This is a genomic window from Solibacillus sp. FSL W7-1472, from assembly GCF_037969775.1.
GTDB lineage: Bacteria > Bacillota > Bacilli > Bacillales_A > Planococcaceae > Solibacillus > Solibacillus silvestris.
In genome coordinates this window covers 2,766,335-2,786,466 of sequence record NZ_CP150208.1, presented here as the reverse complement: position 1 = coordinate 2,786,466, position 20,132 = coordinate 2,766,335, and the positions used below count along the sequence as shown (strand labels likewise).

The 20,132-nt window shown below is 38.3% G+C and carries 16 protein-coding genes; 15 read left to right on the top strand and 1 reads right to left on the bottom strand.

Annotation, left to right across the window (positions count from 1 at the left end; translation table 11 throughout):
* Positions 1-9: 9 nt before the first annotated feature.
* A complete protein-coding gene (locus tag MKY07_RS13850) occupies positions 10-783 on the bottom strand; it encodes an ATP-binding cassette domain-containing protein (RefSeq protein WP_339262715.1) in 774 nt (257 codons plus the stop codon).
* Between the two features lie 363 nt (positions 784-1,146).
* Between MKY07_RS13850 and MKY07_RS13845 the strand changes: the two genes are divergently transcribed.
* The 15 genes from MKY07_RS13845 (at position 1,147) to rpmI (ending at position 20,124) form a co-directional block, all read left to right on the top strand.
* Complete coding sequence (locus MKY07_RS13845; RefSeq protein WP_008407749.1) at positions 1,147-1,857, top strand: response regulator transcription factor; 711 nt, start codon at positions 1,147-1,149, stop codon at positions 1,855-1,857.
* A complete protein-coding gene (locus tag MKY07_RS13840) occupies positions 1,857-3,395 on the top strand; it encodes an ATP-binding protein (RefSeq protein WP_339262713.1) in 1,539 nt (512 codons plus the stop codon). The genes MKY07_RS13845 and MKY07_RS13840 overlap by 1 nt, the downstream gene beginning before the upstream one ends.
* 266 nt (positions 3,396-3,661) lie before the next feature.
* Positions 3,662-4,633, top strand: coding sequence for an FtsH protease activity modulator HflK (gene hflK / locus MKY07_RS13835; RefSeq protein ID WP_173364536.1), 972 nt, complete (start codon positions 3,662-3,664; stop codon positions 4,631-4,633).
* A complete protein-coding gene (locus MKY07_RS13830) occupies positions 4,630-5,703 on the top strand; it encodes a protease modulator HflC (protein WP_339262711.1) in 1,074 nt (357 codons plus the stop codon). Before hflK ends, MKY07_RS13830 begins: the two co-directional genes overlap by 4 nt.
* Before the next feature lie 152 nt (positions 5,704-5,855).
* Positions 5,856-6,293: a DNA polymerase I gene (locus MKY07_RS13825; protein ID WP_082990807.1), complete on the top strand. Its 438-nt coding sequence runs from the start codon at positions 5,856-5,858 to the stop codon at positions 6,291-6,293.
* 319 nt (positions 6,294-6,612) lie between these two features.
* A complete protein-coding gene (gene polA / locus MKY07_RS13820) occupies positions 6,613-9,243 on the top strand; it encodes a DNA polymerase I (RefSeq protein WP_065215517.1) in 2,631 nt (876 codons plus the stop codon).
* A gap of 12 nt (positions 9,244-9,255) precedes the next feature.
* Positions 9,256-10,128 carry a bifunctional DNA-formamidopyrimidine glycosylase/DNA-(apurinic or apyrimidinic site) lyase gene (mutM, locus tag MKY07_RS13815; protein ID WP_008407741.1) on the top strand — a complete coding sequence of 291 codons (873 nt, stop codon included), beginning with the start codon at positions 9,256-9,258 and terminating at the stop codon, positions 10,126-10,128.
* A gap of 12 nt (positions 10,129-10,140) precedes the next feature.
* On the top strand, positions 10,141-10,737 hold the full coding sequence (gene coaE, locus MKY07_RS13810; protein ID WP_008407739.1) for a dephospho-CoA kinase: 597 nt from the start codon (positions 10,141-10,143) through the stop codon (positions 10,735-10,737).
* 184 nt (positions 10,738-10,921) lie between these two features.
* Positions 10,922-11,941, top strand: a complete 1,020-nt coding sequence (locus tag MKY07_RS13805; protein WP_339262707.1) for a glyceraldehyde-3-phosphate dehydrogenase — start codon at positions 10,922-10,924, stop codon at positions 11,939-11,941.
* A gap of 245 nt (positions 11,942-12,186) precedes the next feature.
* Positions 12,187-12,654, top strand: coding sequence for a transcriptional regulator NrdR (gene nrdR / locus MKY07_RS13800; protein ID WP_008407735.1), 468 nt, complete (start codon positions 12,187-12,189; stop codon positions 12,652-12,654).
* 22 nt (positions 12,655-12,676) lie between these two features.
* Entirely contained in the window at positions 12,677-15,418 is a 2,742-nt protein-coding gene (locus MKY07_RS13795) for a DnaD domain protein (protein WP_238541494.1), read from the top strand.
* Entirely contained in the window at positions 15,411-16,370 is a 960-nt protein-coding gene (dnaI, locus tag MKY07_RS13790) for a primosomal protein DnaI (protein ID WP_008407732.1), read from the top strand. The genes MKY07_RS13795 and dnaI overlap by 8 nt, the downstream gene beginning before the upstream one ends.
* 565 nt (positions 16,371-16,935) lie before the next feature.
* Positions 16,936-18,867: a threonine--tRNA ligase gene (gene thrS, locus MKY07_RS13785; protein ID WP_008407730.1), complete on the top strand. Its 1,932-nt coding sequence runs from the start codon at positions 16,936-16,938 to the stop codon at positions 18,865-18,867.
* A 517-nt stretch (positions 18,868-19,384) separates the two neighbouring features.
* Positions 19,385-19,888 (top strand): translation initiation factor IF-3, encoded by a 504-nt coding sequence (gene infC / locus MKY07_RS13780; protein ID WP_039967350.1) that lies wholly within the window; start codon positions 19,385-19,387, stop codon positions 19,886-19,888.
* A 35-nt stretch (positions 19,889-19,923) separates the two neighbouring features.
* Positions 19,924-20,124: a 50S ribosomal protein L35 gene (gene rpmI / locus MKY07_RS13775; protein ID WP_008407727.1), complete on the top strand. Its 201-nt coding sequence runs from the start codon at positions 19,924-19,926 to the stop codon at positions 20,122-20,124.
* The last annotated feature ends 8 nt before the right edge of the window (positions 20,125-20,132 follow it).

Genomic DNA, 20,132 nt, shown 5'->3' with positions numbered 1-20,132 from the left:
AATACCTCCTTAAATAATTGCCTGTAATTCTTTTTGTTTATTCGATGTTTCCGTTTTTGTTTGTTGTCCTAATAAATACTGAAGCAGAATTTCCTCGAGCTCCGCAAATTGTGGATTTGACCGCGTTCTTGGTCGAGGGAGTTTTACCGGCAAATCTAAAGCAACGATTCCGTCTTCGATTAAAATAATCCGATCTGCCAATGCAATGGCTTCTGCCACATCATGTGTCACGAGCAACGATGTATATTTCTGGTTTAGCCACAGCTGTTCAATTAGATTTTGCATTTCAAGTCGAGTCAGCGCATCTAATGCACCAAGCGGTTCATCCAACAATAAAAGTCTTGGCTGTGCACTAAGCGCACGAGCTAATGCAACCCGTTGTTTTTGGCCACCTGACAGTACATGTGGCCACTCTTTTGCGCGGTCTTTTAATCCCACATGTTCAAGTGATTTTAATGCAAGTGGTTGCCAATCCTTTTTCAATTCTGTGCCTACCCCTACATTTTCTAATACAGACAGCCATGGGAGTAAACGATCTTCCTGAAACATGACGCGAACGCCTGAAAAGTCTTCCTGTTGAATACCGTCTTTTAAAGATTCTCCTGACGTTTTTTGTTCTAAATTTGCAATGATACGGAGAAGCGTACTTTTCCCGCATCCGCTTTTCCCGACGATGGCAACAAATTGTCCAGCGGGGATTGTTAAATTAATATCCTTTAATACTTGTTTTTCACCGAAACTTTTTGTTAAATTTACTAACTCAATATTGATTCCATTTGTCATGGAAGCACCTACTTTCCGTTAAAATACTTAACATATTGAATTACTAGGGATTATTAATAAAAAAATTTACACAGGCTCTTTAAATAGTGCGCATGAACAATTTTTCTAAATGTTACCATAATAATAAATATTCAGTCAATAGTAAAAATTATTTTACCTATCGAAATAATATGGATTAGATTTCTTCGAATAACAATGAGCATATAGATAGCTGAACAGAGGAATAATTGTACTTTTCAAAAAAAGTTGTTACTATGAAGGTAGTGCTTTATTCAGTACATATTTAAAGAAATAGTTGATAGCCAACCACTGGAAGATTGATTTTGAGATGGGGGTTTCAAATCGATTTTGGAGGAACTTATAATGGTTAAAACGGTTTTAGTAGTAGAAGATGAAATGCCAATTGCAACACTATTAAAATATAACTTGGAACAAGCAGGTTTTGACGTTCTATTGGCGCATGATGGTCAGGCAGGTCTTGATACAGCAGTAGAACAATCACCGGATCTGATTTTATTGGATTTAATGCTGCCAAAACTTGATGGGGTCGAAGTCTGTAAAGAATTACGACGATTGCGTATCAATATACCGATAATTATGTTGACTGCGAGAGACGATGAATTTGATAAAGTATTAGGTCTAGAGCTTGGGGCTGATGATTACATGACAAAGCCGTTCAGCCCGCGTGAAGTAATTGCACGAGTGAAGGCTGTGTTGCGACGTTTCTCGGGACCAGTTGTGGAAGAAACAGTCGAATCGAGTGAAGTAGTCTACACATTTGGTAATTTAAAAGTTTTCCCGGAGCGATTTGAAGCATTTATCGATGATGAGTCTTTGGAATTCACGCCAAAAGAATTTGAATTGCTTGTTTACTTGCTTGAAAATAAAAACCGTGTTTTAACACGCGATCAGCTGCTTAGTGCCGTATGGAACTACGATTTTGCCGGGGATACTCGAATTGTAGACGTACATATTAGTCATCTGCGGGATAAAATTGAAGAAAATAGTCGTAAACCACTGTATATTAAAACAATCCGTGGTTTAGGTTATAAATTTGAGGAGCCAAAAAAATAATGAATGCAATGAAAAATCGTTTATTTTATTCGTTTATTTTAGTAATTGGATCAAGTTTAGCTGTTCTAGGACTGTTCATAGGGCAGCTTTTTCCATTTTTCGCAGATGAGTTTGTTTATGAAGTGACAAAGGATTCTGAGCAGCAATTGGAGCAAGTGATCGAGCAGGAGAAAATAGAACTTACTGAGACACAGAAAGAAGCCATATTAGGCACTTATGCAATAGATAGACAGGCTGAAGGACTACAAAGTACAAAACAAAAAATATATTTAATCATTGCCGCATTATTATTTGGCGGTCTCATTGTAATGACTTTTATGGCATATCGGGTTGTGAGCAATTTTATAACACCGATTATTAATATTACAAAAACCGCGAGAGAGCTATCAAAAGGAAATTACCGTGCGCGCGCTTTTGCGAATGGTCCGACTACGATTGTTGAGTTGAGAAATTCCATTAATATTCTGGCGCGCAATTTGCAGGATATTACGAAAACAAGAGCTATTGAGGAAGAGCGATTAAAAACATTAATTGAAAATATGGGCAGTGCCTTAATGATGATTGACCGGGAAGGGAATATTTCGATTGTTAATAAGAAATTCCAAACATTATTTGAGCTGCCTAAAGAGAAGCTCATTGGCAATAATTTTATGATGCTCGGGCTGCCAAAAGAGCTTGAAAAGTTTATTGATCATGTATTTTTAACGGAATTACCATATCGTCAGCAGCTTGAAATGGAAATCGCAAATGAAGTGTATTATGAGCAAGTTTACGGGGCTCCGGTTGTTGGAGAACATGGACGCTGGCTCGGTGTCGTAATTGTAATGCATGATGTGAGTGAACTTGTACGATTGGAGCAGATTCGTAAAGATTTCGTCGCAAACGTATCGCACGAGCTACGTACACCGATTACATCGATCAAAGGATTTTCTGAGACGCTTCTTGACGGAGCGTTTAATGATGAGCAGATGCTGCTTTCCTTTTTAACGATTATTCATGATGAAAGCAATCGCATTCAAGTGCTCGTCAATGATTTGCTCGAGCTATCCAAAATTGAGAGACATGGTTTTACACTCGATGTAGTGCCGACAAAGCTGCAGGATATTTTAGTTCGGGTTGTTGATTTGACAAGCGCGCAATTAGAAAATAAAAATATGCAGTTTGATGTTGAAATAGAGCAGGATGCTGTTATTTTAGGTGATGTAAATCGGCTAATGCAAATATTTACGAATTTGATTAACAATGCGATCGCCTATTCTAAAGAAGAAACAACGGTTACACTGCGTATTAGTGCCAATGACAAATACGGGATATTTGAAGTGAAAGACGAAGGTATCGGTATTGAAAAAGCAGAGATTTCACGTATTTTCGAGCGCTTTTACAGGGTAGATCGGGCACGAAGCCGAAATTCTGGAGGGACAGGCCTTGGTTTGTCCATTGTAAAGCATTTGATTGAAGCACATAACGGGAAAATTATAGTACAAAGTGAAGTTGGTAAAGGTACGAGTATTAAAGTGTACCTGCCATTGAAAGATTGAAGCTTAACAGTATATTTACAAAACATTTAAATAACCTTTATATTGCGGTGTTATAGTTCTTTATAGAAACCCCCGTTTCTAAAAGAAGGTAACGCAAAACTTGGGATTGAATATAATAATGAAGAAACTGCGCAGAAAATTGGAAGCTTTCTGTGTAGTTTTTTTATGTCTAAATTTCTGACCCCTCAATTTGAAAAAATATGAAACTTTTACAAATGGTTACCCGTAGAATAAGAGGAAATTGAAAAGTAAGGAGGCTTTATATGATGAGTGTAAAAAGAACATTAATGTGGGTAGCGCTTATTCTCATGGCTGTCGTAGGTATTATTGTTGTGACGACATCCTGGTATACAGTAGATGAATCGGAACAGGCAGTAGTGATTACATTTGGTCAAGCGGATGAAACAATACAAGATTCAGGACTTCATTTTAAATTACCGTGGCCAATACAGTCTGTAGAAATTTTATCAAAAGAAACGTACAGTTTACAATTTGGCTATAAGCAAAACCCGGACGGTACGGTTGAAGCATTCGATAAAGAAACAAAAATGATTACAGGTGATGAAAATATTGTTTTAACAGATCTTGTTGTTCAATGGCGTATTGTTGAGCCAAAAAAATATTTATTTAGTTCACAGGAGCCGCGAGCGATTTTACATAATGCGACATCCAGTGCGATTCGTTCCATCATAGGCAGCTCAACAATCGATGAGGCATTAACGGATGGTAAAGCGGATATTGAAGCAGAGACACGCGAATTGCTTGTATCGTTAATCGAAAAATACGATATCGGTATTGGGGTTTTAGGAGTAAAGCTGCAAGATGTAGAGGTGCCGAATGCAGAAGTGCGTGCAGCTTTCACAGATGTTACCGATGCACGAGAGACAAAAAATACAAAGATTAACGAAGCGGAAAAATACGAAAACCAGCGAGTAAGTGAAGCGGTTGGTGAAGCAGCTGCAATTCTTTCGAAGGCAGAAGGGGAAAAGGCTTCACGTATCGAGCAAGCTACAGGTGAAGTAGCTTTATTTAACCAGCTTTATGATGAATACCGTCTGAATAAAGATATTACACGTGAACGATTAGTGCTCGAAACATTGGAGGCAGTATTACCGAATGCCCAAATTTATATTATGAATGATGACGGCAGCGGTACGATGAAGTACTTGCCGATCCAGCCAATGCAAACGACACCTCCTTCTACAGAAGAGAAAAAAGAAGGGAGCAAAAGTGAATGAGTAACAACAAAAATAACTTTGACGGCGATTTAGATGAGTTTGTGAAAAAACTTTTCGGCAACAAAAAAGGGTCGAAAGAAGTGAAGGAAGTACCGAAAGCAAACGACGCTGAACAACAAGTAAATAGCGGTAATACAAATGGAAAAAAAGCACCAACACCATTAAAGAAAGATAAGAAGCCGATAAATGTAAAACAATGGGTTTCTTCTGCTATTGTATTAACGGTTGTGTTTGCAGCATTAATTGTCGTATTTGCGAATCTGTATATTGTTAAAGAAAATGAATATAAAGTAGTTCGTCAGTTCGGGGAAGTAGTCAAGTATGAAAGTGAACCGGGACTTCATATGAAAATCCCGTTCATTCAAAGTGTGACAACTTTACCAAGCAATTTAATGACACATGATATGACAGAAGAAGAGATCAGTACAAAGGATAAAAAGCGAATTATTATTGATAACTATACTGTTTGGCGTGTAACGGATCCAAAAGCGTTAATTTCAAATGCAGGACAGTTGCTCAATGCGGAAAATCGTATGGAGGAGTTCATTTATTCGGCACTTCGTACAGAATTCGGTCAAACGGAATACGGCGATATTATTAATGAAAAGGATTCGAAACGCGGGAACATTAATGACCGTGTTACTCAACGCGTCAATGAATTAATCGATTCAGCCAACTTTGGTATTGAAGTAATTGATGTACGTATTCGCCGTACAGATTTACCTGAGGAAAACGAACAGTCTGTTTATACAAGAATGGTTTCTGAACGTCAATCGATTGCGCAAAAGTATCTGTCAGAAGGGGATGCGGAAAAGCGCAGTAAAGAGGCGAAAACAGACCAGGAAGTTCAAGTGACTCTTGCGAAAGCAAACAAAGAAGCATCTGTCATCCGTGCAGAAGGAGAAGCACAGGCCGCACAAATTTATAATGCTGCCTACTCGAAAGACCCGGAATTCTACAGTTTATTCAGAACGTTAGAATCATATAAGAAAACAATCGGCAATGAGACGATGATTATCATCCCGTCAGACTCGCCATATGCAAAACTGTTATCCGGTCAAATAGATTAAATAATGTAAAAGCCAATTAGAATCAGCCATTCTAATTGGCTTTTCTTTGCATGGGAAAAAACTTCATTAAATTTTCAAATTATATTATTGGAAACTATTATTTTGCTGTTATACTATAGTATAGTTAGTTCATATAGGGGGAGTGGCGAAGTTTGAGTAAAGTAATACAGAATAGTTTAATTGCTTTTATTATGGCAACATCTGTAACGGCGCTTTTTTATCAGTCTAATATTAATTTCGTGAAGGTGGAAATTTTCCATATACCAATTTTATTTATTGTTATTTTACTATTAAGTTTATTTATTGCAGAAGATGTGCGGGATTCATTCAAGAAAGTACTATGGTTTGAGAAACGTGAAGATAAGCGTCCGATTTGGCAAGTTGGTATTGGTATGATTTTTTATTTCACACAAATTGGATTTGTAGAAGTATTTGCGCGCGGGTTAATGCCATATGATTTAGGCGGCATGCCGATGTATGTCATCATACCATTTTTAAATGCCTTTTTATTAACGGTAATTTTTGAAGAAGTATTTTATGAAGAAAAACGCGAAGTAGTGAAGAACTTTAAATTTAAAAAGTTAAAATAAAGATTACAGGCTCCTAGCAATAGGGGCCTTTTTGTTTCCTTAAAAAATCTGACGAACACCACATTAAATATTGGCAATTCATGTGAACAATCGCTAAAGTAGAAAGAGAACATATAATCGTACCGAATGTCATTTGCGAATGTTAAAACATCTGCTAAATGAAGTTGGTGCCTCCGGCGGATGTCAAAGAATCGGTTTATGGTTCCTGAAGAGTATTGCATGTCCCTTAATGGCTGACTGACCCACATCCTTTGTGCCTAACCCGAATCTGGACGCAATTACGCCAAGGCAAAATTGATATATTATTGGAGGAACTTGCATGACAAAACAAAAATTGCTTTTACTAGATGGAAACTCATTGGCTTATCGTGCCTTTTTTGCATTGCCGCTGCTGACAAATGACAGCGGGATTCATACAAATGCGACTTACGGATTTACAACGATGCTTCAAAAAATTATCGGTGAGGAAAATCCGACACAAATGCTTGTTGCGTTTGATGCCGGCAAAACGACTTTTCGTCATGAATCATTCGGTGAATATAAAGGGGGCCGTCAAAAAACTCCGCCAGAGCTTTCCGAACAATTCCCTTATATTCGAAAACTGATTGATGCATACAACATTAAACGCTATGAACTGGAAATGTACGAAGCAGATGACATTATCGGAACGTTAGCAAAACAGGCTGCTGGACAAGGGATCGAAGTTATCGTTGTTTCAGGAGATAAAGATTTAACGCAGCTCGCAACAGAGGATGTCACAGTATATATTACCCGTAAAGGGATTACCGATATCGAAAAATATACACCTACACATATTGAAGAAAAGTATGGACTGACACCGGAGCAAATTATCGATATGAAAGGGCTTATGGGAGATCAATCCGATAATATTCCGGGAGTTCCAGGCGTTGGTGAAAAAACAGCGATTAAATTATTGAAAGAACACGGGACGATTGAAAAATTATATGAAGCGATGGATTCATTGAAAGCTTCGAAAATGAAAGAAAAGCTGGTAGACAATGAAGAAATGGCTCACTTATCAAAAAAGCTTGCGACAATTCATACAGATGCACCACTAACAATTTCACTTGATGATTTAGCATATGCAGGTCCGGATGAGGAAGCACTTCTTAATGTATGGCAAGAGCTTGGCTTTAAATCTTTAATTGAAAAAAGTGATTTTGAAGCAGTAGAAACGGAACAAGCTGAATTAGTATTTGAAAATGTACAGGCTATTACAGGCGACATGTTAAAAGAAACGATGGCAATCCACCTCGAGTTGGAAAACGAACATTACCATAGCTGTAATGCACTCGGTTTAGCCTTGTCAGACGGAGAACGTACGGTTTATACAGCGATTGATAATGTAGTTGATAATGCGGACTTAAAAGCATGGCTGCAAGATGAAACTAAGAAAAAGTATATTGTGGACAGTAAAGCAACACAAGCAATGCTTCATCGTTTAGGGATTGAGCTTAAAGGCGTGGAGTTCGATTTATTATTAGCTTCGTACATTTTAAAGCCGTCGATATCAGGTGATGATGTGGCAACGCTTGCAAAGGAATTCGGTTATCAGGATGTCCAATCCAATGAAGCAATCTACGGAAAAGGGGCGAAGTGGGTTGTTCCAGGTGCGGATCATGTAGCTGAACATGTGAGCCGAAAAGCGGTAGCAGTTTGGAAGCTGCAGCCTTTATTAGAGCAAAAGCTGAAGGAAAATGAACAGTTTGAATTATACAAGGAGCTGGAGCTGCCGCTTGCACATATTTTAGGGAAAATGGAGAGCGAAGGGATAACTGTCAATATTGATACATTACGTCAAATGGGTGATGATTTGAAAGCAAAGCTTGAAGTAATGGAAGCGACAATTTATGAGCTGGCAGGCGAGAAATTCAATATTAATTCACCGAAACAGCTTGGTGTTATCTTATTTGATAAATTAGGCTTACCTGTCATTAAAAAGACAAAGACAGGATATTCAACAGCAGCCGATGTACTGGAGAAGTTACAGTCCGAGCATGACATTGTGAAGCATATTCTTGAGTACCGAACGCTTGCGAAACTGCAGTCAACATATATTGAAGGTTTAATAAAAGAAGTGCATAAAGAAGATTCAAAAGTGCATACCCGATTCCAGCAGGCATTAACTTCAACTGGGCGTTTAAGCTCAACGAACCCGAATTTACAAAATATCCCGATTCGTTTAGAAGAAGGACGCAAAATTCGAAAAGCATTTGTTCCGTCGAAAAAGGATTGGATTTTGTTTGCTGCGGACTATTCACAGATTGAGCTGCGCGTATTGGCTCATATGTGCGGAGATGATGCGCTTGTAGAGGCATTCCAGCAAGGGATGGACATCCATACGCGTACGGCGATGGATGTGTTTAATCTTGAGAATCCGGACGAAGTGACAAGTTTAATGCGTCGCACTGCAAAAGCTGTTAACTTTGGTATTGTATACGGGATTAGTGATTACGGCTTATCGCAAAGCCTTGATATTACCCGTAAAGAAGCGGCAATTTTTATCGAAAACTATTTGCAAAGCTTCCCGGGTGTAAAAAACTATATGGATACAAGTATTGAAGAGGCAAAGAAAGCAGGGTTCGTTACAACGATTTTAAATCGCCGCCGCTACTTGCCGGACATTACAAGCTCGAACTTCAATTTAAGAAGTTTTGCAGAGCGTACTGCGATGAATACACCAATTCAAGGAAGTGCAGCGGATATTATTAAAAAAGCAATGATTGATATGAACGCACGCCTTGAACAAGAAGGATTACAGACGAAGTTATTATTACAAGTTCACGATGAGCTTATTTTTGAAGCACCAAAAGAAGAAATTGAAATTTTAGAACGTATCGTACCTGAAGTTATGGAAAATGCAATTAAGTTAAGTGTGCCTTTAAAGGTTGAGTTTTCATATGGTGCTACATGGTACGATGCGAAATAAGGAGTACCATTTATGCCGGAATTACCAGAAGTAGAAGGGGTCGTACGTGATTTACGGCCAATTGTAGAAGGAAAGACGATTGAATCTGTCTCTTTGTCGGATGTTGTTTATACATCACATGAAGCTGGAAAACAGGCGATTGTAAAAAACGCAAAGCCTTCTCAGTTTGAACTATTAGTACGCGATATGAAAATCGATAAATTGGAGCGCAGATCAAAATATATATTCTTTCATCTCAAGAAAGATGATGAACGTTTTATTTTAGTGAATCATTTAGGGATGAGTGGCGCATGGTTTGTTGTTACTGATGTGCTGGAGATAACGGAAGAAAAATTCCGCAAGCATATTCATGCAATATTCACATTGGCAAGCGGAGAATTGCTTGTCTATGCAGATATCCGCCGTTTTGGTGAATTACGGTTTATTAAAGAAATTGCCGATCATCCACCATTGTTAAAAATGGCACCGGAGCCTTTTGATGAAATCGCCTGTGATTTTTTCATCATGCAAAGTGAAAAACCGAAATTCGCGAAAAAACCGATTAAAGAAGTCATCATGGACGGTCAGGTAATTTCTGGTTGCGGGAATATTTATGCAACCGAAGCATTGTTCAAAATGCTTATTCATCCTGGAAAAGCAACGAATGAGTTAAGCCGCGAGCAGAAGACGACGCTCTTTCGTGTGATTTGTGATGTGTTGCAGGAAAGCATAGATTCGGGCGGATCGACAATTTCAGACTATCGCAGTATTAATGGTGGTGCTGGAACAATGCAGCATCGACTGAAAATGTATGGGAAAAAGCAATGTGTTGTATGTGAAACAAATACAGAGTCGCTCGTAATTGCGGGCAGAACATCAACATATTGTCCGCAATGTCAAAAATAAAGGGGAATTGCTGTGATTATTGGTTTAACAGGTAGTATTGCCAGTGGAAAGAGTACAGTTGCTAAAATGATTGAGTCATACGGATTACCAATCGTTGATGCCGATTTAGTGGCGCGGCAAGTAGTCGAGCCTGGTACACCGACATTAAAAAAAATTGCGGAAGCATTTGGACCGGAAGTCGTTGCACACGATGGTTCAATGGACCGTGCAAAAGTGGGAAGTATTATTTTTCATGATGAAGAAATGCGAAAAACTTTAAATAGCATTATACATCCGGCTATTCGTGAAGAAATGCTGCGTCAGCGTGATGAATTAATGTCTTATGGAGAAAAAAACATTTTCATGGATATTCCGCTGTTATTTGAAAGCAAGCTGGAACATTTCGTTGAAAAAATCATTGTTGTTTCTGTAAATAAAGAAGTTCAGCTGCAGCGCTTAATGGAACGAAACGGCTTTACGGAAGATGAAGCAAATGCCCGTATTGCCTCACAAATTCCGGTAAAAGAAAAAGAACAGCTAGCTGATGCTGTCATTCATAATAACGGTACGCTGGAAGATACGGCAATTCAGCTTCAAAATATTTTGTATGAATGGAATGTACTGAAGTAAAATATAACCTCAACTAATTTTATTAAAAATTGGGTTGAGGTTTTTATTTTGAGGGTATGTATTATCTGAAAATAACAAATTTAATTTAGTGGATTAAATATGTTCAACTTTTTATAATATGTGTTATACTAATCAACGAATAAACAAAACGAATGAATCGTACTTTTAGGAGGATTTAAATAATATGACAGTTTCTATTGCAATTAATGGTTTTGGCCGCATTGGTCGTATGGTGTTCCGACAAGCAATGATGCGCGGTGACGTGAATATCGTAGCGGTGAATGCAAGCTATCCATCTGAAACGTTAGCACATTTAATTAAGTATGACACAAATCATGGTATGTTCCCGGGGACTGTAGAAGCAATCGAAGGTGCCTTAATTGTAAACGGCAAACGTGTTGAATTAGTTAGTGAACGCGATCCATTAAAATTACCATGGGCTCAAATGGGTGTAGATATCGTAATCGAAGCTACTGGCAAATTTAATGAACGTGAAAAAGCAGCAAAACATATTGAAGCTGGCGCGAAAAAAGTTATTTTAACTGCTCCTGGTAAAAATGAAGATATTACCGTTGTTTTAGGTGTAAATGATGATAAATTGGATTTATCAAAGCATGATGTTATTTCAAATGCATCTTGTACGACAAACTGTTTAGCTCCTGTAGCAAAAGTATTAAACGATGAGTTCGGTATTGTAAACGGCTTAATGACAACAGTTCACGCTTATACAAACGATCAAAACAACATCGATAACCCTCATAAAGATTTACGTCGTGCGCGTAACTGCGGATCATCAATTATCCCAACTTCAACTGGTGCAGCAAAAGCATTGCGCCTTGTATTACCGGAATTGGATGGGAAAATTCATGGTATGGCATTACGTGTACCAACACCAAACGTTTCTTTAGTTGATTTAGTTGTAGATGTAGAAAAAGACGTTACAGTAGAAGAAGTAAATGCGGCATTTAAGGCGGCAGCTGACGGCAAAATGAACGGTATTTTAAACTTCTCTATGGAGCCATTAGTATCTTCTGACTACAATACAACAACGTACTCATCTACTGTAGACGGCTTAACTACGATTGTATTGGGAGACCGTAAAGTAAAGGTTATCGCATGGTATGATAATGAGTGGGGTTACTCTGCACGCGTAGTAGACTTAACAAAGAAAATTGCAAACGAATTAGCAACAGTAAATGCATAATTTTAATGCTTGTTAAAATGTGATAGATCACTTCAAAAAGGCGTAAATACGTCTGATGTAACAGAAAAACCTTTTGCGGAAAATCAAACCATTTTTGCAAAAGGCTTTTTCTATTGTGTGAAGCACCAATGCACTATATAATTGAATGACTTTCCATTGGAAAATTTCAACGCGCGTGAAGCACTATTTCAAGCGCGTTGTTTTTGTTATAATAGAATAAACTAACTTTTAGGAGAAATTATTATATGAGATGTCCAGCTTGTCAATACAACGGTACACGCGTTGTAGACTCAAGACCTGTTGATGATAATAAAGAAATTCGCAGACGTCGTGAATGTGAATCTTGTGCTTTTCGCTTTACGACATTTGAAAAAATTGAAGAAACCCCTTTAATCGTAGTGAAAAAGGATAGCTCACGCGAGGAGTTTAGTCGTGAAAAAGTGTTGCGTGGTCTGATCCGCGCATGTGAAAAGCGACCAGTTGCATTAGATCAATTAGAAGAGATTGTCCTATCAATTGAAAAGGAATTACGCCGATTAGGCAATGCGGAAGTACGCTCGGAAAATGTCGGGGAGATGGTGATGGACCGACTTGCAAAAATTGATGAGGTGGCCTATGTGCGCTTCGCCTCTGTTTACCGTCAATTTAAAGATATTACAGTCTTTATCGAGGAACTGAAAGAAATTATGACCCGTCAGTCAAATGACAAATAAGTGTTAGGAGGGATAAATGGTAATGATGAATCAGCTAAATCCATATGACCATTGTGAAATTCATTGCCCTCAAAATATCACTAGTGAGCATCAGCTTGCATTGCAATTATGCTATCAGCCGATTATCGGTGTTGAAGCTACCGCATTATATTTAAAGTTATGGGTTGAAACACAACAACAGGAAAAAGCAACTTGTTTTCATAGCAACCTGCTAGATTCATTAAGTTTTAAACCGAAGCAATTACTACAAGCAAGAATTGTATTAGAGGCAATTGGTTTAGTGAAGTCATTTGAAAAAATGATGGATTCATATAAATCAATGAAGTATATTTTATATCCGCCTTTGACTGGCCGCGATTTTTTTGACGATTCGATTCTTTCGGTAGCACTTTTACGAAAAATCGGTCGTGAACAGTATGAAGCATTGCGAAATAAATTAACGAAACATGATATTTCCTTACATGGATACAAAGATGTGACATGCAGCTTTAACGATGCATTTGTAGCAATAACAGAAACTGAGCTAAAGCAAGTCATGCAGGAAAATACAGGTTCGGTAAATGAACGTTCAAAAATGTCGTACCCGTTTGAGTATGACTTATTTGATTTCAAAAGCTTCATGATGGGCATGAGCCAAAACTTGATTCCGAGTAAATTATTTACACTTGATATTAAAATTGCTATTGCCAAATTAGCTTTCATGTACAATTTCTCTGTAACGGACATGCAAAGAATTGTGTTATTGGCATGGGATACAGATGATGGACTTACAAAAAAAGAGCTGGAAAAACGCTGTGAAGAATATTACCAGTTGAACGTCGGTGTCTCGAAACCGAAACTGATCAAAAAACAGGACATTTTCCGTTCGGTAGAAGTAATGAACACTGCACCTGCAAAAACACAGCGAAATATTAATGATAAAGAAGGTTTAATCGAGTATTTAGAAAAAACCTCACCGATAGAAGTTTTTCAAAAATTTAATGGTTATTTGCCACCGGAATCCGTTGTAATGGAATTTAACAATTTCATTAGAAAAGGGGTATCTTACGGCACATTGAATGTTTTGATTCATTATATTTCAATGAATGATGAACTGAATTACAATAAAAACTTTATGAAGGTTGTCATGAATAACTGGCTGAAAAAAGGTGCAAAAACAGCTGAAAATACAATGGAAATTGCAAAAGTTGAACATAGCTACCGTGATCGTAAATCGAAAAATTTATCGCAAATTACGGTTACGAATAACGATTTGAATAAAGTTGAAGAAAATAATAACTCGAAAAATGATTCTCCTGATTCAGCGTTAGTTGATTTTAAAAATTCTACGCCTTATCAGTATTTACTTATATTGACTCATGGTGAAGAACCGTTTTCAGGGCATGTGAAAATAGCAGAATCGCTTTACAGTTCTTATGATATACCGATCGAAGTGGCGAACGTCATTATTCGCCATGTTTGGGATTCAACAAAAGGAAACCTACCAGAATCGTTTGTAGAAGCGTTGGCATCTGAAATCCGATACAATCAAATTAAAACAGCAGAGCAAGCATTGGACTATATTGAAAAGCGAAATGAACGCAATCTTATTAAAGTGACAGAAGATTATTTAACGGTAGATGACCAATCAATTCACTATGATAAAACGGTTCCTTATTATTTCTTGAAATCGCTGTATAAAGGGAAAAAGCCGGTAAAATTTATTGTCGATTTAGCGGAGGAACTCGTATTGCAGCAAGGGCTTTCGGTCGGCGCTGTCAACGTGCTGATGGAATATGCCTACAACGAGAGTAACGGGAAACTGACAAAAAACTTTGTGCAGTCAATCGCAGGTAACTGGATGTTAAATCCGCCTGCAAATGCTTTGGAAGCCCTTCGTATTGTTGAAGAAAGCGATGGATCTCAATTGAAGGCTTCTAAAATTACGATGGATACACCGCTTGCATTTAAAGTTACGGTTAAGGATATGTCAAAATGGATTCCGGCTTTCGATGAAACATTGCCATATGATTTCATGAAAAACTTACTTAACGGTAAAGAACCGGTTGAAATGTTAGTGAAGCAAGTGGATGACCTTGTATTAAAACATGGCATTAAAGTTGGTGTTGTCAACGCAATTCTTGAATTTATATTAACGAATAAAACGAGCCGTTTTGGACGTAATCAAATTCAGACGCTGGCACTAAATATGCAGCTGAAAGATATCCTGTTGGCTAAAGATGCACTTGCTTACATTGAAACAAATTATAAAGAAAACAAAGTAGACGTGAAAATTACCGAGCAGGATTTACCGAAATATTATCCGGGGGATTATGTGTTTACGCCTGAATTGGCCCGCTATGAAAAAGCGACGCCTTATCTTTTTACAAAAGAATTAAACGATGGTCATGAACCATTTGCGTATGTTGTCGCAACAGCAGAAAAGTTGATCCTGCATTACAAGATGATCCCGGCTGTCGTCAATTACATGCTAGAGTATGTAATGGAAAAGACAGAAGGTGCATTGCCTGAAAAATATATTAACAGTGTCGCAAATACATGGCGAAACAATAAAATTCAGACGATTACCCAAGCGAAAGTTTATACTGAAATGCAAGACAAGAAGAACAAACAACGCGGTGCAAGGAAAGTTGGCGTAGTGCCGGATTGGTTTAAAGAAAAAGATCAGGTACCTGTACAACAAACTAATTCTAGCAATACTCAAAACCCAATTGATTTTGAAGAGCAACGCAAAAAGTTATTAGAGCAATTAAATAGTGATTAAAAAGCAGGTGAGTACGATCGAACCAATAAAAGATTCGCTCAATAAAATTAATATCCCATCATTTGAGCAAAAATATAATGAATTAAAAAACCGGGTGCTATCACATCCAAGTGTACAACAGTTTATGAATGACCATAATATGACGGAAAACTCGGCTGTTATTCAATATGGAATGACGACACTTTTTGAATTTGTAGAGCAAAAGCACACTTGCTGTGGAGCCGGTTCAACATCGCAGTGTCAAAATTTCTATAAAGGCCATGTTCCGCAATTAATGCTTTCAAATGGTCAGATTAATATTATTTACCGCAAGTGTGAGCAAATGTTAAAAGAAGATGATCAGCGTGAGCTAGCTTCAATGATGAAGACCATGTATATGCCAAAAGATGTCCTGAATGCAGACTTTAATGAAATGGATATGAATGATAACTCCCGTATGGCTGCAACACAGTTTATGGTCGAATTCAGGAAGCAATATCGGGAAACAAAAGAACTTCCTGCAAAAGGGCTGTATTTATACGGAACATTTGGTGTTGGCAAAACCTATATTTTAGGTGCCATCGCAAATGCTTTATCCAAAGAACGGATTCAAACTTTGTTAGTGTATATGCCGGAATTCATCCGAGAATTAAAGTCGTCGGTAACAGAGGGATCGATTGAGCAGAAAATCGATTTTGTAAAAAAAGTGCCGGTACTGATGCTGGATGATGTAGGTTCAGAGCCGATTTCTACATGGACAAGAGATGAAATTATCGGGTCAATCTTGCATTATCGAATGGCGGAAAAATTACCGACGTTTATATCGTCCAACTTCAATTACAAACAATTGGAAGAACAATGGGCGGTAACCGAACATGGGGCAATTGACGAAATGAAATCGGGCCGTATTTTACAACGAGTACAGGCATTAACAACACCGCTTGAAATTACAGGAACAAACCGCAGAAAATAAAATATTGAAAGTTTTATTTTTCAATATTGCATTTCTGCAAAATCGAGCGTATACTTTGTACGTAAATAAACAATAAATGCATTGAAAAGGACAACAAGTTTAACGAACTGGCTTTTAGAGAGGGAAGACACGGCTGCAAGCTTCCTAGCACAAGCGTTTTACTTTACTACCTTCGAGCAGTGACGGGGCCAATCCGTCATCGTTTCTCAGTACGTTAACTGACCGAGAGCTTCTGATTCGTTTTGCGAAGAAGGAAGAAGGGTGGCACCACGAGCATACAGCATCGTCCCTTTGTTGGGACGGTGCTTTTTATTTTGCCTAAAAAATAAGAGAAGCTACTAATACCGTTGATTTCAGTTACGGCGAACGCTTTCCGGGGGCGTGGCCTTACACGAACGTCTCAGGCGTCACGCTATTTCCCCAGGAAACGCAGTTTGTAGCGAAAGGCGTTAGCCGTCAGCTACACTCGCCGCCTTCACTCCAATCAACTAGTTTAGTCTCAAAATGCCCTTCGCTCTTCAATACAAAATAATTTATTTTTAAATTAATAAAGGAGGACAACAACATGTCAGAAATGATCAAATTAACATTCCCGGATGGCGCAGTAAAGGAATTTGCCAAGGGAACATCTACATTAGACGTTGCAGGCTCAATCAGCCCAGGTCTTAAAAAATCAACTTTAGCCGGGAAAATCAACGGCACATTAATCGATGCCAAAACAGGAATCGAACAAGATGGTGCGATCGAAATCATTACTAACAAATCAGACGAAGCGTTAGAAATTCTTCGCCATTCAACTGCCCACTTAACAGCACAGGCAGTAAAACGTCTTTACCCGGATGCAAAATTGGGTATCGGTCCAGTTATCGATTCAGGCTTCTACTATGACATCGATTCACCAACACCGATTACTGCAGAAGATTTACCAGCAATCGAAAAAGAAATGAAAAAAATTATTGCTGAAAACATCGAAATCGAGCGTAAAAACGTTTCTCGTGATGAAGCACAAAAAATATACGAGGAAGTCGGCGACGAATACAAATTAGAACTACTTGAAGCAATCCCAGCAGATGACCAAGTATCAATCTATTACCAAGGCGATTTCTTTGACCTTTGCCGTGGTGTACACGTACCATCTACAGGCAAATTAAAAGAGTTCAAATTATTATCATTAGCAGGTGCTTACTGGCGCGGTAACTCAGACAACAAAATGCTACAACGTATTTACGGTACTGCATTCTTCACTAAAGACGAGTTGAAGCACCACCTTCAAATGCTTGAAGAAGCAAAAGAACGTGACCACCGTAAAATCGGTAAAGAATTGGATTTATTCATGACTAGCCAAACAGTTGGTCAAGGTTTACCACTTTGGTTACCAAACGGTGCAACAATCCGCCGTACTATTGAACGTTATATTGTAGATAAAGAATTATCTTTAGGTTACAAACACGTTTACACACCAGTGCTTGGCTCGAAAAAATTATACGAAACATCAGGACACTGGGAGCACTATCAAGATGGCATGTTCCCGCCAATGGAAATGGACAATGAAACACTTGTTTTACGTCCAATGAACTGTCCTCACCATATGATGGTATTCAAAAACGGTCTGCACTCTTACCGTCACTTACCAATCCGTATCGCAGAACTTGGAACAATGCACCGTTATGAAATGAGTGGTGCCGTATCTGGTCTACAACGAGTACGCGGGATGACTTTAAATGATGCGCACATTTTCGTACGTCCGGATCAAATTAAAGCAGAATTCAAAAAAGTAGTGGAACTGATTTTAGAAGTTTATAAAGACTTTGATCTTAAAGATTTCTCATTCCGTCTTTCTTACCGCGATCCGAACAACACTGAGAAATACTTTGATGACGATCAAATGTGGGAAACTGCACAAGCGATGTTAAAAGAAGCAATGGATGAGCTTGGTTATGATTACTTCATCGCAGAAGATGAAGCAGCATTCTATGGTCCGAAGCTAGACGTTCAAGTAAAAACAGCTATTGGTAAAGAGGAAACATTATCGACTGCACAACTTGACTTCTTATTACCACAACGCTTCGACCTTTCTTACATTGGTGAAGACGGTCAGCCTCAACGCCCAGTTGTTATCCACCGTGGTGTTGTATCGACAATGGAACGTTTCGTAGCATTCTTAATTGAAGAATACAAAGGGGCATTCCCGACTTGGTTGGCGCCAGTGCAAGCAACAATTATTCCTGTATCAAACGCAGTGCACTATGATTATGCACGTGAAGTACAAGAAAAATTAGCTGCAGCTGGTATCCGTGTGGAAATGGATGACCGCGAAGAAAAACTAGGTTATAAAATCCGTGAAGCACAAATGCAAAAAATCCCGTACATGCTTGTACTTGGAGATAAAGAAGTAGCAGAAAATGCGGTAAATATCCGCCGTTACGGTTCGAAGGATTCAGAAACAATCAGCTTTGAACAGTTCCTGGCAGACATTACTGCAGAAGTGAAGAAATAAAATGAAAAGGTGTCCCGCATTTTGCGGGACACCTTTTTTGTTGTCAGTAATGGTAAGCTTCGATTTCGATAGTAATAACATTTTTTACATCTCTATAAAATGTTGGTCCCTAATTAGATACCACGAATATTTTGAGTGAAACCCGGAAGTGAAAATTAATTTCATTTATTTTTTAAAGTAAATTAATCATATAAAAATGCTTGACGGTAATTGGATCTCATGTTAAGATTATTTAAGTTATGAATACAAAAGTTTGAAAGTAGAGGCTGCCCGCTTCTCACCTGACAAGTGCTTTTATATAAGTTACGTGCAGGTATTAGAAACGTTGAATTGTTTTACGCATGAATGCGTATGCACATATAGCGGGCGGACATCTCAAATGTCCGTCCTTTTTGTTTGTAAAACAAGAAGAACATATGGACATCACGCAGAGTTGTACCGTTCGACAGGGTTATACTTTACACCAACTCATGTATTCGCGACAAACACTTGGAGGTGGATTAATATTAGCAAAGACATGTATGTAAACGAAGGCATCCGCGCGCGAGAACTTCGTCTAATTGATCACAATGGTGATCAGCTTGGTTTAAAAACGCGTACAGAAGCGTTGGAAATTGCCGCTCGTGCTAACTTGGATCTTGTCCTTGTGGCCCCTCAAGCCAAGCCACCAGTCGCTCGTGTCATGGACTATGGTAAATTTAAGTTCGATCAGCAAAAGAAAGACCGTGAAATTCGTAAAAATTCTAAAGTTATCGTGATGAAAGAGGTTCGCTTGAGCCCGACAATCGATGAACATGATTTTCAAACGAAATTACGTAATGCGATTAAGTTCCTTGAAAAAGGAGATAAAGTTAAAGCTTCAATTCGCTTTAAAGGTCGTGCAATCACACACAAAGAAATTGGTCAGCGTGTGCTAGATCGCTTTGCTGAAGCTTGTGCTGAAGTATCTACGGTTGAACAAAAACCGAAGATGGAAGGCCGAAGCATGTTCTTAGTTCTTCAACCGAAGACAGAGAAATAATACGTATGTAGAAACAAGTTTAGGAGGAAATCGACATGCCAAAAATGAAAACTCACCGTGGAGCTGCGAAACGTTTCAAAAAAACAGGTACTGGTAAATTAAAATTTGACCGTGCTTATGGCTCTCACTTATTCGCTAACAAATCAACTAAAGCAAAACGTCACTTACGTAAAGCAAAAGTTGCAACTTCAGGCGATTTCAAGCGTATCCGTACATTATTAACTTACATGAAATAATCTTGACC